The 15,744-nt window shown below is 44.0% G+C and carries 15 protein-coding genes; 12 read left to right on the top strand and 3 right to left on the bottom strand.

Annotated elements, in window-relative coordinates; genetic code table 11:
* Nucleotides 1-75: 75 nt before the first annotated feature.
* Nucleotides 76-567: a MarR family winged helix-turn-helix transcriptional regulator gene (locus tag AC23P2_RS16940; RefSeq protein ID WP_487774298.1), complete on the bottom strand. Its 492-nt coding sequence runs from the start codon at nt 565-567 to the stop codon at nt 76-78.
* Between the two features lie 159 nt (nt 568-726).
* Nucleotides 727-2,655 (bottom strand): BamA/TamA family outer membrane protein, encoded by a 1,929-nt coding sequence (locus AC23P2_RS16935; protein WP_487774297.1) that lies wholly within the window; start codon nt 2,653-2,655, stop codon nt 727-729.
* A 186-nt stretch (nt 2,656-2,841) separates the two neighbouring features.
* Here AC23P2_RS16935 and nuoL point away from each other — a divergent pair, with 186 nt between their 5' ends.
* Nucleotides 2,842-4,836, top strand: a complete 1,995-nt coding sequence (gene nuoL, locus AC23P2_RS16930; protein ID WP_487774296.1) for an NADH-quinone oxidoreductase subunit L — start codon at nt 2,842-2,844, stop codon at nt 4,834-4,836.
* Between the two features lie 9 nt (nt 4,837-4,845).
* Nucleotides 4,846-6,432 (top strand): complex I subunit 4 family protein, encoded by a 1,587-nt coding sequence (locus tag AC23P2_RS16925; RefSeq protein ID WP_487774295.1) that lies wholly within the window; start codon nt 4,846-4,848, stop codon nt 6,430-6,432.
* A gap of 63 nt (nt 6,433-6,495) precedes the next feature.
* Here the strand turns inward: AC23P2_RS16925 and AC23P2_RS16920 are convergent, their stop codons facing one another.
* Nucleotides 6,496-7,494: a lysylphosphatidylglycerol synthase domain-containing protein gene (locus AC23P2_RS16920; RefSeq protein WP_487774294.1), complete on the bottom strand. Its 999-nt coding sequence runs from the start codon at nt 7,492-7,494 to the stop codon at nt 6,496-6,498.
* Here AC23P2_RS16920 and ruvC point away from each other — a divergent pair.
* The 10 genes from ruvC to AC23P2_RS16870 all read left to right on the top strand — a co-directional run bounded on the left by ruvC (nt 7,493) and on the right by AC23P2_RS16870 (nt 15,743).
* Entirely contained in the window at nt 7,493-8,080 is a 588-nt protein-coding gene (ruvC, locus tag AC23P2_RS16915) for a crossover junction endodeoxyribonuclease RuvC (RefSeq protein WP_487774293.1), read from the top strand. The genes AC23P2_RS16920 and ruvC overlap by 2 nt on opposite strands.
* A gap of 150 nt (nt 8,081-8,230) precedes the next feature.
* On the top strand, nt 8,231-8,527 hold the full coding sequence (locus AC23P2_RS16910) for a type II toxin-antitoxin system HigB family toxin (RefSeq protein WP_487774292.1): 297 nt from the start codon (nt 8,231-8,233) through the stop codon (nt 8,525-8,527).
* An 18-nt stretch (nt 8,528-8,545) separates the two neighbouring features.
* A complete protein-coding gene (locus AC23P2_RS16905; RefSeq protein ID WP_487774291.1) occupies nt 8,546-8,914 on the top strand; it encodes a helix-turn-helix domain-containing protein in 369 nt (122 codons plus the stop codon).
* A gap of 194 nt (nt 8,915-9,108) precedes the next feature.
* Nucleotides 9,109-10,311 (top strand): AI-2E family transporter, encoded by a 1,203-nt coding sequence (locus tag AC23P2_RS16900; RefSeq protein ID WP_487774290.1) that lies wholly within the window; start codon nt 9,109-9,111, stop codon nt 10,309-10,311.
* 112 nt (nt 10,312-10,423) lie between these two features.
* Complete coding sequence (locus AC23P2_RS16895; protein WP_487774289.1) at nt 10,424-12,241, top strand: alpha-amylase family glycosyl hydrolase; 1,818 nt, start codon at nt 10,424-10,426, stop codon at nt 12,239-12,241.
* 35 nt (nt 12,242-12,276) lie between these two features.
* Nucleotides 12,277-12,735, top strand: coding sequence for a hypothetical protein (locus AC23P2_RS16890; RefSeq protein ID WP_487774288.1), 459 nt, complete (start codon nt 12,277-12,279; stop codon nt 12,733-12,735).
* 54 nt (nt 12,736-12,789) lie between these two features.
* A complete protein-coding gene (locus AC23P2_RS16885; protein WP_487774287.1) occupies nt 12,790-13,584 on the top strand; it encodes a transglutaminase-like domain-containing protein in 795 nt (264 codons plus the stop codon).
* 226 nt (nt 13,585-13,810) lie between these two features.
* Nucleotides 13,811-14,533: a YiaD family glycine zipper/OmpA-like lipoprotein gene (locus AC23P2_RS16880; protein WP_487774286.1), complete on the top strand. Its 723-nt coding sequence runs from the start codon at nt 13,811-13,813 to the stop codon at nt 14,531-14,533.
* A gap of 35 nt (nt 14,534-14,568) precedes the next feature.
* Nucleotides 14,569-15,042 carry a hypothetical protein gene (locus tag AC23P2_RS16875; protein ID WP_487774285.1) on the top strand — a complete coding sequence of 158 codons (474 nt, stop codon included), beginning with the start codon at nt 14,569-14,571 and terminating at the stop codon, nt 15,040-15,042.
* Nucleotides 15,043-15,113: 71 nt separating this feature from the next.
* Nucleotides 15,114-15,743, top strand: coding sequence for a porin family protein (locus AC23P2_RS16870; RefSeq protein ID WP_487774284.1), 630 nt, complete (start codon nt 15,114-15,116; stop codon nt 15,741-15,743).
* Nucleotide 15,744 lies beyond the last annotated feature (1 nt).

The raw sequence follows: 15,744 nt of genomic DNA, 5'->3' as shown, positions 1-15,744 counted from the left end.
TTACAAACTAGGCTTATCGAATTAATAGGTTTTGGTTTTACAACAGCCAAATGCGTAAAATTAGTTCGCATCAACCTATTCTTCGATAGATGGGCACTGGCCTTCTTTAGCAGCGCATGACCCTCTGAGGCGGTCAAGCAAATCACTGAGAGTATTCGCGTCTTCTTCAGTCAACCGCTTCAACTGATTTTCCCATTCTTCCTGCATACTGTCCAGCTCCAATAAAATTGCCAATCCTTCCTCCGTAATCACTACATCTACTGCTCGGCGATCACTTGGGCATTCCGTACGGCGAACGTACCCTTTTGCTAATAGTTTATCTACTAAGCGAGAGGCATTCGACATCTTGTCAAGCATGCGCTCTATGATGTCGTTTACCCGTACTGGCTTTGGATGTTGTCCCCGCAATATCCGTAAAACGTTGTACTGCTGAGGTGTCAACTCATAGGGTTTTAACAGGCAAGCCTGGCTGTTAGTCAACCAGTTCGTTGTATAAAGCAAGTTAATCGCAACTCGCTGATACGGGTTTTTAAATTTTGTTTGTTTGATGTCAGTTTCGATAGACATGGTACATGTGTCATATTTGACGTTGCAAATATATGATGTATTTACATTATATGTCAATACATTTAATTTATTTTTTTAGAAAAAACTAAAAATAAAAATTTATTTTCTTGATAATCAGATTGTTAAATAACCAACAAAATTTTATCAATTATTTTCTCCTTACTTAAACTGGACGATTTCAGGAGCTGAAATATCGAAATCTCTAAACCTTAACGGCGGAACACCATCAAAATTGGCCCGAAATGGCTGCCCAATGTCTGGAATTCCCGAATAAATACTCAGCCGAACCTGAAAAGTTGTAAATGTCAGATTTTCGTTTCGGAACCTAAATCCGAGTCCATAGCCAGCAAAAGGTTTATTTCGGAAGAGGTATTGTCCACTAAAGGCAGTCCATCCCAAATCGGCAAAAGTAAAAGGCGCTACCCGAAAACCCAAAAAATTGAGTGGACTAAAGAAAACCGTCTCCGCACCAATGACCAATTTTCGGGTACCGCGCAGCTCGTCGCTGGAAATGCCCCTAATGCCCTCGTTACCACTTATGTTAAGATATTCATTCGCAAACCGATTGAACCCCCAAGCAAATTTTAGGTTGATAAAATGCCGCGCGTACCATTCCCCTCCAAAGCGATGTAATGGAGTAAAGTAATTGTTTTCGGTGCTAAAAACCCCTTGCTCAGTCGCCCCTTCTTTTATGTAAGTTCCAAGGTTAGTGAGGTTGTATAAGTACCCGATTTTAATGTAACGGGCCCTCGAATATTTTAGTCCGATGTACTTTCGGTCGCCCAGTTCGGCGGGGTCACTGCCGTAAACAAACGAAACCAAATCGCCCACGGGTACGTCTTCGGTTCGGCCAAAACCATAAATGAGCAAATCGCGCTGGTATCGGCGGTTGGAGTACCCAATGCTGAACAAAGTGGGGCGGGTATTTTGGAAGAGTTGGTTAGTGCTATCGGTCACACTGCGGTCGCGTCCATAAAAAGATTGGCGCGTGTGCCGCAAAGCCACCACAAACCGAGCCCGTTCACGCAGTTTATCATCACCAAAAAATATACGAAAAGAACGCCCCATCCACGCATCAAACAATACATACTGCGACCAGAAATAATTCCTAACGGAACGCCCTGTCAGCGAATCGAGGGTAAATTCAAACAACCGACGATTGTAGTATCCCAATTCTATTGCTCCCGCATATTTCATTTGGGGAGTTAGGAAAGGACGATAGGCTTTAAAAGAAAGTTGTTTTTGGTCGCGTTGCACGTTGAGTATCCCCTCCCCCGCCACAAACGTTTTGCCAAAAGAAGGGATAAAGTAACGCCCTGCATATTCCAAACGCTGCCGTTCGTCGCGGCCGTTGTACGATACCGTATTTTTGAACGACTGCCCCAAACCGCGAAAATTCCGTTGTTCTATACCAATCGTAAAATTGTCAAAATTTGAGGCCGACCCATCGGGCAGCAACGACCACAAATCTTGGGTATAAACGTGGACATCGACGGCATCTTTAGCATTGCGAAAGGGAACAATGACAATGCGTGCGTCGTGAAAAATCCCCTGTTGACGCAAATAACGCTCGTTGTCGCGCATTTTTTCGGGGTCAATCACGTCGCCTTCCTCAAAAAAAAGATAATTTCTTAAAATGATTCGTTCACGGGTACTTCGGTGCAATTTATTTCCCGTACGTTCGGTCCAATTTCCTGGCACTTGTAAGGTATCATGCACACTATAACCAAAAACATCTAAACTATGGATATGGATTTCGCGAATCCAACGGCCTGCAAACGGCAAGTGCGGATTTTGTTCCATTTGGGCCACTTGTCCAGAGTCAATATGCCGATCAATATCTCGAAACAATACATTATAAAACGTCTTGGGAATCACCTTTTTAGCTGTTTTTCCAAAGGCAGTATCTTTGGCTGTAGGGGCATCTAGTTTCGCTTTAAACAAGCTGTCGATGGGGGAAGAAACGCGCGTTGTGTCTTTGACTTTTGTATTTTTTCGGGTGTCGGGACGTTCAATAGTGGGCTTCTGTGCCCACGACGACGCCGTCATCAGCACAAATACCACCCACAGAAGTCCATTTTTTATCATAAAAGCCATTTCCCTAACCACCGCTTGCGATTCGTAGTACTACATACGAGTAAATTCAGTTGAAAATTAAAGAAACTTAGTCAAAATCGTTACTCTTCTGTTAAATTTTAGAAACAGCTTTGCAGTAAACTTCTGAAAGTTGGCAGATAGTTTTTACTTTTGCCCTCGCAAAAGGCTAACGTTTGAATGTTTTCAAAGCTACTCATTCTTCTTTTTTTACCCCTGGTTAGTTGCCTCGGGCTGTTGTCAGTAGGCAAAAAAGCCAATGCTTGGGCAGGTTGGGTCGCATCCTTTGTTTCTCTCCTCGGGCTTGGTCTCTCTCTTTATTTGTTTCAATCGTGGGTTCATGCTCCACAGCAGTTTGCCGTTGAGTGGTTTCAACTCAAAGAAAAATCATTTACGTTGTCGCTTCAAACCGACAATCTTACGCTCATCATGCTTGTTCTTATGCATTTTGTGGCGTTGTTGGTTCAGCTTTTCTCCATCAGCTACATGCACGACGATGCGGGTCGTTGGCGGTATTTTGCCTTTTTGGGCGTGTTTGTCTTTTCGATGTTATTGATTGTACTCGCTGGCAACCTATTTTTAATGTACGTAGGTTGGGAATTGGTGGGTTTATCTTCCTATTTATTAATTGGCTTTTGGTACGAAAAACCACGGGCCGTCTGGGCAGCAAAAAAAGCTTTTATCCTCAACCGAATTGGCGACGCGGGCTTTTTAATGGGAATTTTGCTCCTGTTTTGGTATTTCGGGACGAGCGAACTATCGGTGCTAAGTTCGCAGATAACCGTTGGTAGTTCACGGTTTGCCGTTTCTACCAATGAACTGACACTCATTGGTTTGTTGCTTTTTTGTGGAGCAGTCGGAAAATCGGCACAATTTCCACTTTCGGCTTGGCTGCCCGATGCCATGGAAGGCCCAACGCCCGTTTCGGCACTGATTCACGCCGCGACAATGGTGGCTGCGGGGATTTTTTTGTTAGCAAGAATTTATTTTTTATTGACGCCCGATGCCCTTACCATCATTGCCCTCATTGGCGGAATTACCATGGTGATGGGTGCTTATCGTGCTATTTTTCAAACAGACATCAAAAAACTTTTGGCCTACTCCACCATTTCACAATTAGGTTTGATGGTACTTGGAATGGGGGTTGGCGCACGTGAGGCAGCTTTATTTCACTTATTGACTCACGCTTTTTTTAAAGCAGGATTATTTTTGTGCGCAGGAGCTGTCATCCACGCTGTACATACACAAGACATGCGGCAGATGGGGAATCTACGCCCCAAAATGAAAGTTACTTTCGTCGCTTATTCGATTTGTGCCGCCGCACTGGCAGGCTTACCGTTTTTTTCGGGCTTTCTATCAAAAGACGCAATTTTGGTTGAAGCATTTGCTTGGGCTTCGCAACGAACTGCTATTGCGTACGTGTTACCTGTTGCAGCTCTTCTTTCGGCTGGGCTAACGGCCTTTTATATTACGAAACAGTGGCGTTTGGTCTTTCTATCGCGACCTGCTTCCGAAACGGTGATTCACTCGCCTGAAGTACACGAAGCCGATAAGCTTATGCAACTACCGATGGTTTTATTGGCAGGATTATCGGTTTTTGTGTGGTTTTCAATCAATCCCTTAGACGCCGCACATGGTTGGTTTTTCCAACTTTTTCCTAGCAAATTTAGTCATGAATGGCATACCATCGTTGCTACTTTATCATTAATTGTCGCAGCAATAGGCATTAGTTTGGGATACATTTGTACTTTTAATCACAACATTCCATCTATTGTTCAGCAATTTGGAACATTGCACGACACCATCAAAAAAGCATACGAACAAGGTTGGGATTCGGTTAAGCATCAACTCCAAATCCTCAGGGAACATGACCCCGAAACGGAGCAGTTTTTATTTTTAATAAGTCCTCTCCAAAAAATTGGACAATGGCTGTATCATCTCGATAGTAAAATTGTGGATGTAACCGTCAATGGATTTGCTTATTTAACCGTCATTGTCGCTCATATTATTGGTCGTTTTGACCGAATGGTCGTCGATGGAGCAGTCAACGGTGCAGCATGGCTGGCAAGGTTTGTCGGTAGCCGAACCCGCAACCTCCAAAATGGCCAAGCCCAATCTTATTTTGTAGTCGTTCTCGTAGGAATTATCGTTGTTATCCTGTGGGTACTCCACTGAAACTAAGTTATGAAGATACCTTATCTACTTTCTTTTTTTGTATTTCACCCCTTGGTAGGTACGATTGCTATTCTACTGATTTCTAACCGTTTCAAACACACGTACAAATGGATTACGTTGTTTTTTACGGCTTGTCAAGTACTTGTATCGGGGGTTTTATACTCCATGTACGACACTTCCAACCCTGCCCACCAATTTGTGGAAAAAGCAGATTGGATTACACTTTCGTTGGGCAACATGGGCACCGTTTCCATTGACTACCTGCTCGGAATTGACGGTATCAGTTTTCCAATGGTCTTGCTGACGTCGATAGTGATGCTTGTAGGAGCTATTTCTTCGTGGAATATTGACAAACGCGAGAAGGCTTATTTCTCCTTGTATTTACTATTAACTACCAGTATCACAGGCTGTTTTATCGCCCTCGACTTCTTCTTATTTTTCCTCTTCTTTGAGTTTATGCTCCTGCCCATGTATTTTTTGATTGGGCTGTGGGGAGGCCCCCGTCGCGAATATGCATCAATTAAGTTTTTCCTTTATACGCTTGTTGGCTCTTTGCTCATTCTGATTGTCATGATTGGGCTGTATTTGTCAGTTATCGACCCTGTTGAGTCACAGTTAACCCAAACGTTGGTGCATACCTTTGACCTTCGTTACATGACAGATATGCGCAACTACCTGCCCAACAGCCTATTGTCATTATCGGGTGAGGTCAATTTGTTTGGAATTCCGTCTCGGATGTTGGCTTTCTGGTTGTTGTTTATTGGTTTTGCCATCAAACTCCCCATTGTTCCTTTGCATACGTGGCTGCCCGACGCCCACGTGGAGGCTCCAACGCCTGTATCAGTGGTGCTTGCAGGGATTTTGTTGAAAATTGGGGGCTATGGTTTGTTGCGAATCGCCTACCCTATTTTTCCCGATGCAGCCAATGAATACGCCTTCGTCTTGGCACTTTTGGGCGTCATTTCCATTGTTTACGGAGGTTTTAATGCCCTTGCCCAAAACGACCTCAAAAAAATGATTGCTTATTCGTCGGTATCGCACATGGGTTTTGTAGTCCTCGGAATTGCCTCGCTTACGTCGGAAGGTATCAACGGTGCCATTTATCAAATGGTGAGCCACGGGGTGCTTTCGGCCATGTTATTTTTGGTAGTGGGTGTTCTTTACGACCGTACCCACAACCGCCTCATCGACAGCTACCGTGGACTGATTGGTCCCATGCCTATTTATACTGTGCTTACGGGAGTGGCCTTTTTTGCTTCGCTAGGTTTGCCTGGTTTTTCGGGTTTTGTGGGCGAATTGTTTACCCTCATGGGAGGTTTCAAATCGGCAGTAGTTCCAACTTGGGTAGCAGCCCTTGGCACCATAGGCATTATTTTAGCGGCAGCTTATTTCTTATGGACACTCCAACGGATGTTTTTGGGGAAATTGTGGGCCAAAAATCAAGACGATTTGGCGGTTTTGTATGACCTCGATGCGCGCGAAAAATGGATGTTGGTGCCGCTTGGATTGTTGGCTTTCCTCATCGGGATCTTACCAAATAGCCTTTTCCAGATTTCTGACAAAACAGTGAGTCAATTGCTCAAGGTTTTTGAATAAACAATAGTTTTAATCTGAACAGTACTTTAGTCAGGTTGCTTACAACCTGACTCACACAACACCTCAATTCCACCATTTTAGTTTAAAAGTCCAAACTGTACCTATCAGTACAGGAAAAAGGATATTTATACACCAAAGCGTTAGTGTTACTGCTAAAATACGGGCGGGTTCGATGTCGTAAAAGCTAAAAACGTAAAGGGAAGAAGCTTCGCGAATACCTAAATCGCCCAAAAAATTGAGGGCAGGAATGAGGGTTTTGGCAAAAAATACTAGAAAAATACCCGCAATGGCAACATCGAAAGGGAGCTTTACTTCAAAAAGCCAAAGTAGCAGCGCAAACTGAAGAGTAAAAACCCCATAACGCAAGATTGCCCAACGAAACGCTTGGCCAATTTCGGATAGTGTATATGCTGCAATGACTTTTACGTAAGGATCTACCCATCGAAAAAATCGAAAACGAACCAAGAACTGCTCGGCTTCGCCACGTTTGGCCACCAATACTACGCCAAAAACAAGGGTCATCACCAAGGCCAATAGAAGCAATAGCTGCGGCCATTGTTGTAAAGTAGGTTGATGATATACCCAAAACCCCCAGCCCAACGTACCAAAAAACAGGGACACAAAAAACTGTAATCCACTGGAAAGCAGCGCTGCTCCTACTCCCGACAGGCGTTGGTGACTTTGTAGCGAAAGTACCCTTCCTGCCGCATCACCGACGTTGTTGGGCATTAAAAACCCCAAAGCAAGTCCCGAAAGTACTCCTTGAAAAGCCTGCCCAAAACTGATTTTTTCAATTTTTTGGGCCAAAAGTTGCCATTTGCGGCTTTCGCAAGCCCAGTTGATGGGGGTAAGGAAAAGGGCTAACCCGAGGATTCCCCAATGACCTTGCTGCAAATGAAAAAGCAAGAGCCGATATACTTCCCCCAGGCTTTGTCCTTTGGCCTCCACGCTAACGTACAGGTAGAGCAGCATTCCAAAAAAAAGAAGCCATTTGAACACCCAAGTGATTTTTTTGAGCGAAGAAAGCCGAGAAAACCACGAAGGGCTGTTACTTTGCGTCATGCAAGATCAACAATCAAATCTGACTGAAAAAATTATTTTAGGGATTGACCCTGGAACCCGAATCGCAGGATACGGTGTCATTCGTATTATCGGTGCGCGTATCGACTTACTTCAATACGGCGTCTTAAAACTCGACAAATATAGTAGCCATGAACTAAAACTGAAGAAAATTTTTGACCGTATCACCCAACTTATCGAGGAATTTTTGCCCGATGAAATGGCCATAGAAGACCCCTTTTACGGAAAAAACCCCCAATCAATGCTGAAATTGGGGCGTGCCCAGGGTGTAGCGATGGCCGCTGCGCTCAACCGAAACATTCCGATTGTGGAATATTCGCCCAAGACCGTAAAAATGTCTGTAACGGGCAACGGAAATGCCTCCAAAGAACAAGTGGCTTTTATGTTGGAAAGTATTCTAAAGATGCCCCTACAGCCCGAATACCTCGACGCTACTGATGCCGTAGCTATTGCGATTTGTCATCATTACCACGCCAATTCGCTACCAACGGCAGCGGCCAAAAAGAAAGGAGCGAAGAAGGGCGGCTGGTCAGCTTTTGTGAGCGAAAACCCCACTCGAATCAAGTAAATTTTACTTACCCTGCCGAAAGTTTGAAACTTTCGGCAGGGTGGGGAATATCACCCCTTGTCTCCTCGCGGAGGTCTAAAACCACTTAAAAGATTAAAACACATCAACCAAGTTCCCAATTTGTGGAACTTTTTTTATACATTTGCCCTTATGAGAATATATTCACATAAAACTCTAAAAGAGTTTTGGGATCAATACCCTGACTCAAGAACCTCCCTAGAAATGTGGTACGAAAAAATGGAGGAGAATACCTACGAAACGCCCAATCAAGTTATCAAAGATTTTAAAGATGCTGATATTATTGGCAATGGTAGGATTATTTTTAACATCGCACTCAACGAATACAGATTAGTAGCCTTTTTTCGATACAAATTTCATGCTGTTTATGTTCGATTTGTAGATACACACAAAGAATACGACAAAATAAAAGATATTACAAACCTATAACCTAAGTCACTCACAGCAATGCAAAATAAAACAATTCAGATCAAGCCAATCACGAATGATGAGGAGTTTGCCGAAGCAAATGAAATGATTGAATTATTACTGGAATGTCCAGAAGGTTCTGAGGAAGAAAAAATTTTAGAAGCCATTACCATACTTGCCTGTGAGTATGAAAAAAAATATTATCCTATTCCTAAACCTAACCCAATTGAGGCTATTAAATACAAAATGACGGAATTGAAACTTTCTCAAAAGGATTTAGCCCCCTATTTTGGAGGTGAAAACCGAGTTTCCGAAGTATTAAATGGAAAAAGAAAGTTAAGCCTTAAAATGATAAAGCAATTACATCATAATTTAGGTATTTCTGCAAATACTTTGTTGGCTTTGTGATTGATTGAAATACCAACTTTTATCACCTCATAGAGGTCTAAAACCGCTTAATTGGAAGCCTTCTCTGACGAGAAATACCCTCCCAAAAATTTGAAACTTTCGGCAGGGTGGGGAAAAACATCTACGAACTTTTCCCAAAAAACAGTGGAACAATGATTTAAGCATACAGTACAGGTCTTTTAACCTTTACTCGTATGCCACCGACTACCACACCGCCTACCACGTTTCAGCTTCCGTACGTTGCCCGCTTGGGTTTCGTATTGCTCAGTATCACATTATTGGTGTACTGGATGCACGTCTTAGGGTCTATTGTTACCCTGCTGCTCTTCTCCATCATTTTGTCGATGGCTATGTTTCCCCTTACCCAATGGCTCGAAAAAAAGGGACTTCCGAGCGCCTTTGCCATCACCCTCGCTATTTTAGCGTTTACGGCGGTTTTTGTAGGGGTTGGTTTTGTGATTGGGTACGAGGTCAACGAATTTATGCAAATGCTCCCTCAAATGCTTTCCAAGGTAGAATCGTACGCGGCGCAGATGCAGCAATGGGCGTACGAGCATTTGAAGATTTCGCACAAAATGCAAGTCAATAAGCTGCAAGAATATACCCAAAACCTAAGCTCCAAAAGCGGCGATATGGTAGGGTCAGCCGTTACGACCACGGGGTCGATGCTCGGAATGCTTGCGATAGTTCCCGTTTTTATCTTTTTTGTGTTGTACTACCGAAATATGCTGACGCAGTTTTTGTACAAAGTGTTTAGCAACACCCCAAAGTCGAAACTGAACGGCGTTTTTAGCAAAATTTATGAAGTAGTCCACAACTACTTATACGGCTTGTTTCTGGTGACAGTTATTGTAGGTACGCTCAATTCAATAGGCTTGTTGGCCTTGGGGATACAGTCCGCCTTTTTCTTTGGTTTTTTAGCCGCCATACTGCTCATCATTCCTTATTTTGGCATACTCATCGGTTCTATCCTACCCATTGTGGTAGCGCTTGTCACCAAAGAGTCTCCCATGTATGCACTCGGCGTGGCTGGCATCTTTTTCTTTGTTCAAATTTTAGAAGGAAATTTTATTACGCCCTACATCGTAGGGTCCAAAATCAGCATCAACCCGCTGGCCGCCATTGTCGCTTTGTTTCTTTGCGAAATGCTGTGGGGCATCGCAGGAATGGCCCTCGCTTTGCCACTTACAGCCATCTTGAAAGTCATTTTTGACTCGGTTTCTTACCTAAAACCTTACGGTTACGTCTTGGGAGAACCTGAGGTGGACAAAGAACGCGAACTAAAAAGCACCAAAATTCAGGCCCTTGAACGCGAACTGGTAGAAACCATCCACGAAACAACCGATGAAGTAAAGGCCATTTTTCACAAGAAAAAGGCCGTAAAAAAGGCATCGTAATACTGGGGAATAAATTCCCCAATATTGCCAACTATTCACCTCAAACGAATGTGGCATAGGATTTTAATCTTAAACAATAAGACTGTTAACCACAAAAAATAGAACTTACGCCATGAAAACAATTGAACTCTCAGACATACAAGCAAGTACCGTTGCAGGCATGGGAGCTGTACCACACTCAGAAGGTGTTTCGTTTCGGGTTTGGGCTCCCAATGCCAAAGCAGTATCAGTAGTTGGAGATTTCAACAGTTGGAACAACGAGGCAACACCCCTCTCACACGAAGAAAATGGGTATTGGTCCGTCAATGTTTCAGAAGCAAAAATTGGACAAGAATACAAATACGTGCTTTCCACGGAGGTAGGCGAATTGATGCGCAATGACCCTTATGCCCGACAATTAACCAATTCGGTTGGCAATAGCATTGTACATGACCCACATTTTGAGTGGGCAAATGATGACTCATTTCAGATGCACAACTGGAACGAAATGGTCATTTATGAACTGCACATTGGGACTTTTAACGTAAAAGGAGAAGGTCAAATTGGCGATTTTTATTCAGCTATCGAACGCCTCGACTACCTTAAAGCACTAGGAATCAACGCTATAGAAATTATGCCCATTGCCGAATTCCCTGGTGGGTACTCGTGGGGATATAACCCTGCCCATCCTTTCGCAGTGGAATCGGAATATGGTGGACCATTGGGGTTAAAAAGTTTTGTCAAAGCTGCCCACGAAAAAGGCATTGCCGTTATTTTGGACGTCGTTTATAATCACTTTGGCCCGACAGACATGGACTTATGGCAGTTTGACGGCTGGAGTGAGAACAATCTTGGAGGAATTTATTTTTACAACGATTGGCGCGCCACTACTCCTTGGGGAGACACTCGTCCCGATTATGGTCGGCCAGAAGTGCGCCAATATATTCGTGACAACGCCTTAATGTGGCTCGAAGAATATCGTTTAGATGGCCTCCGAATGGACATGATTCCGTACATGCGAAATGTACATGCCGACGGAAACCCTGACAACGACTTAGCAGAAGGCTATTCTTTAATACAGTGGATAAATTCGGAAATCAGGGAAAAATTTCCCCATAAATTTACCGTAGCCGAAGACCTCCACACCCTATCATCTATCACAGCTAGTGTCGCAAACGGTGGTTGCGGTTACAGTAGTCAATGGGATGCCGAGTTTGTCCATCCCATCCGTGAGGCCATCATTACGATGCACGACGCCGACCGAAACATGGATGCGATTGTCCATGCCATTACGCACAAATACAACAACGACGCTTTTCAACGGGTCATTTATACCGAATCGCACGATGAGGTAGCCAACGGCAAGGCGCGGGTCGTTCAGGAAATTGCGGGAGAAGGCGACGTCGATAACTGGTATGCCAAGAAACGTTCCATTTTAGGGGCTGTGCTTACGCTCACTTCGCCAGGCATTCCGATGCTTTTTCAAGGACAGGCATTGCTCGAAGACAAATGGTTTGATGACACTGACCCGATTGATTGGAGCCTATTTTCGGCACATAAAGGTATTTCAAAACTTTATAGAGACCTTATTCATTTGCGGTTGAATCAACGACAAACCACGGCGGGATTAACTGGCCAACATGCAATACCGCTCTATCTCAACCGCGAACAGAAAATCATTGCCTTCTACCGTTTCAAAAATGGCGGTAGTAAAGATAGTACCATCGTCATTGTCAATTTTTCCCAAAAATCTTTGAATCCCTTGACGCTTCGATTTCCCAAACAAGGACTTTGGCGACTTCAATTTAACAGCGACTGGGACGGATATGATGCCGAATTTGGTAATCATTTTGCGAGCGACGTAATCGCAAACAAGACCAATAACGACGAAAATTTGCTCGTTAATATTCCACTCGGCCCTTACAGCGCTCTGATTTATTCATTGGATTAAACACACTCTATTTCACTCATAAACATCACAAAATCATGAAAAAAGCAACCATCATCGTCGCCGCCATGTTGGCATTCGGAACAATCTCATTGTCAAGCTGCTCACGCGAAGAAAAACGCGACGTAGCCGATAACGTACAAAATGCCCAAGATGAGGTAAAAGATGCGGCTGACAACGTAGCCGAAGACGTAAAAGAAGCCAAAGAAGAAACGGCAGAAGAAATAAAAGAAGCCCGTGAAGAGCTATCGCTTAAAATTGAAAATCGACGTCAAATCATCAATAGTGAGCTTGACGAGCTAAACGCAAAAATCAAAAAGGCATCGGCCAAAGAAAAGGATAAATTAGAGGCAAGACGTGACAAGTTGAAAGAAAACTTGAACGACCTTAACGATGACTTAGCAGAGGTAAAAAAAGACGTTAAGCGTGACTGGAAGCAGTTTAAACGCGACCTCAACGACCGCATTGACGCCATGCAAAAAGATTTTGAAAACTAGCCATTACACCCCTGTCCAGCTCCAAAATGGAGCTGGATTTTTTCACTTCCTCTCATGAAACTCCAAGGCCAAAGTACCCTCATTTACCAAATTCCCCAGCCTGTTCCTGTTCAGATGATGCTTCGCCCGTATCGCCACGACGGGCAATCTGTCGTAAAGGAGCAGTTTAGTATTCAACCTAACGTACATTTTACAGAATACTTAGATACTTATGGCAATCAATGCCAACGTGCAACCCTGCCCGCTGGCAATGTCACCATCACTACGGAGGTGGAAGCATTGGTTCATCCTTACCTTGCTCCTGCACTTCCTTTACCCGAATATATACCCGTAGCCGACCTCCCCAATGAGGTGATGATGTATCTGCTGGCAAGTCGATATTGCCAATCCGATTTGATTGATATTCAGAATCTTGCGCGAGAAATTGTTGGAAATACCAAACTGGGTTATGCGCAAGTGGAGGCGATTAGAACGTGGATTAATCAGACGATTAGCTACCAATACGGCACCACCAACGCCACCACTACCGCCCTCGATATTGCGCAACAACGCGTTGGGGTCTGCCGTGATTTCACGCACCTTGCCATTGCATTGTGCCGTAGTTTGTCTATTCCTGCCCGCATGACAGTCGGCTTTTTGGACCAACTCGAATACATGGATCTTCACGCGTGGTTTGAAGCGTATGTTGGTCATCAATGGTACACCTTTGATGCCGTCCAGCCCCAAACACAAGGTTGTCGGGTGGTACTTGGGTACGGCCGCGATGCCGCCGACGTAGCCATGGTAACACAGTTTGGAGCGGCCAATTTGCAATCGCTCACAGTCAATGTACAAGTTTTTCAAGAATAATAAGGTTTCCGCTTTTTATATGCTTCGAAAGCTGCATCAGTTTTGGTGTAGCTTTTTTTGTGGCCATTTGGGAAAAATGAGGAAAATATTCTACATTTTTTCTCATCCGAAAAATTAGCAAAAATTAACACAAACCACTAAATATCAATTATTTAACTCATATTCAAACAATAACTGGAACAGCTTTTTTAGATTTTACTGCGTTAATCTTTAACATCAACACAGTATGAAAACGAGCATCATCACCTACTTACTTTGTTTCGGATTATTAGCACCAAGCCTTTATATACCTTCACAAGCCCAAACGTCGTCGAAGAAAAAAACGACCAAAACCAAGCTCAAAAAAACGCAATCAGGCGCTTTGATTGGTGCAGGAGCGGGAGCGGTTATCGGAGGAATCATTGGTAAAAACAACCGAAATACTGCCATTGGCGCCATCATTGGAGCAACCGTCGGTGGCGCAACAGGTGCCATCATCGGACAGTCGATGGACAAGAAAGCCGAAAAACTTCGCCAAGATTTGGGTCCTGATACCAAAGTAGAACGCGTTGGAGAGGGTGTAAAACTCACAATGAACGACCAACTCCTGTTTGACTTTGGCTCGGCCAAGCTTCGTCCCGAAACACTCGGTAATTTGAGAAAAATGGCCGCCACCCTCCGTAGCGACGATTATACCAATTTACTCATTGAAGGAAACACCGACAACGTGGGTAGTGAAGCCTTCAACAAAAATTTGTCAGAACAACGGGCTGCTGCCGTGTCCAATTTCTTGATAGGCGAAGGTATTGCCTCAAATCGGGTAAAACTGATTGGTTTGGGCGAAGCAAATCCCATAGCGAGCAACACATCTGAAACGGGACGCCAGCAAAACCGTCGGGTAGAAATTGGAATTTTTGCCAACGAAAAATTAAAACAACAAGCCGCTCAATCGGCCTTTAATGCCCAATAATCACCATACCTAACTTATTTTAATAGACCAAAACCATGAGAACTCGCCTCTTCATCATCGCTTTAGTAGCCGCCTTAAGTACTGGATTCAGCACTTTTGCCCAAGATTATCGTACGGCAGTAGGACTACGCTTAGGTTCTACCAACGGTATCACTATCAAGCACTTTACCAAACGAAATGTCGCCCTTGAAGGAATTGTTTCTACCCGTTGGCGGGGTGTTGGCCTTACGGGATTAATCGAAGGCCATACTCGTTTTTTGGGAATCAATCGCCTCAATTTCATCTATGGCGCGGGTGGCCACGTCTATATCTGGGGAGAAGGAAATAGAGGCTACGCCCCTTACCAACGGTCGAGCATCGCAGGACTAGACGCTCTCCTCGGACTTGAATACAATTTCCGCGAAGTACCTATCAACATCGGCATGGACTGGAAACCAACCCTCAATTTCAGCGTGGACAATGGTTTTTGGGGCGACGAAGCCGCCATTTCAATCCGATATACATTTTAGTGAAACGGGTTACTCACAACCCACTTTTACCCAAATTCAACCATTATTAAACATTAAAATCAACAATCGCCATGAATCGCAAACACATCATTTTAGCCATTGCTTTTGTAGCATCAGCCCTTACTTCATTCGCTCAAGACTCCGAAAACAGAGCAAGAACAGGTATCCGTGGTGGGCTAAACGCCTCGAATATGTACATCGACGAAGTCACCGACCGCAATCCTCGCTACGGCTTTCACGCGAGTTTGTTTACCCAGTTACCATTGGTGAAAAACAAATTGTACCTCCAACCCGAAATCGGGTACAGCAACAAAGGAACGACGGCCAGATACAACGTTCTCAATACTTTTCAAGGAGAAAATACTTTTAGCCTCGATTATGTAGAGGTTCCTGTTTTGCTGACGTATAAAATTGGCAATTTTATTGACCTACACGCAGGTGGTTACGGGGGCTATTTGCTCAATGCCAACACCAGAAGTAAAAGCGATGTAGGGTCCAGCCAAATCGAACTTGGCAAGGGCAATTTCAACGAAATTGACTACGGACTTTCGGCAGGACTGAGTATTTATTTTGGCAAATTAATGATTGGGACTCGCTACAATTACGGGCTTCGCCCAGTAGCAACGAGCGATGCCGCCAAGGTATTTATGGGTAACGCCAAAAATTCCGTGGGACAAATTAGCGTAGGTTTTACGTTTTAGA

The organism is Runella sp. R0.1_18, assembly GCF_057652155.1.
Note: the sequence above shows the minus strand (reverse complement) of the source record. Positions and strands in the feature narration are given on the sequence as shown.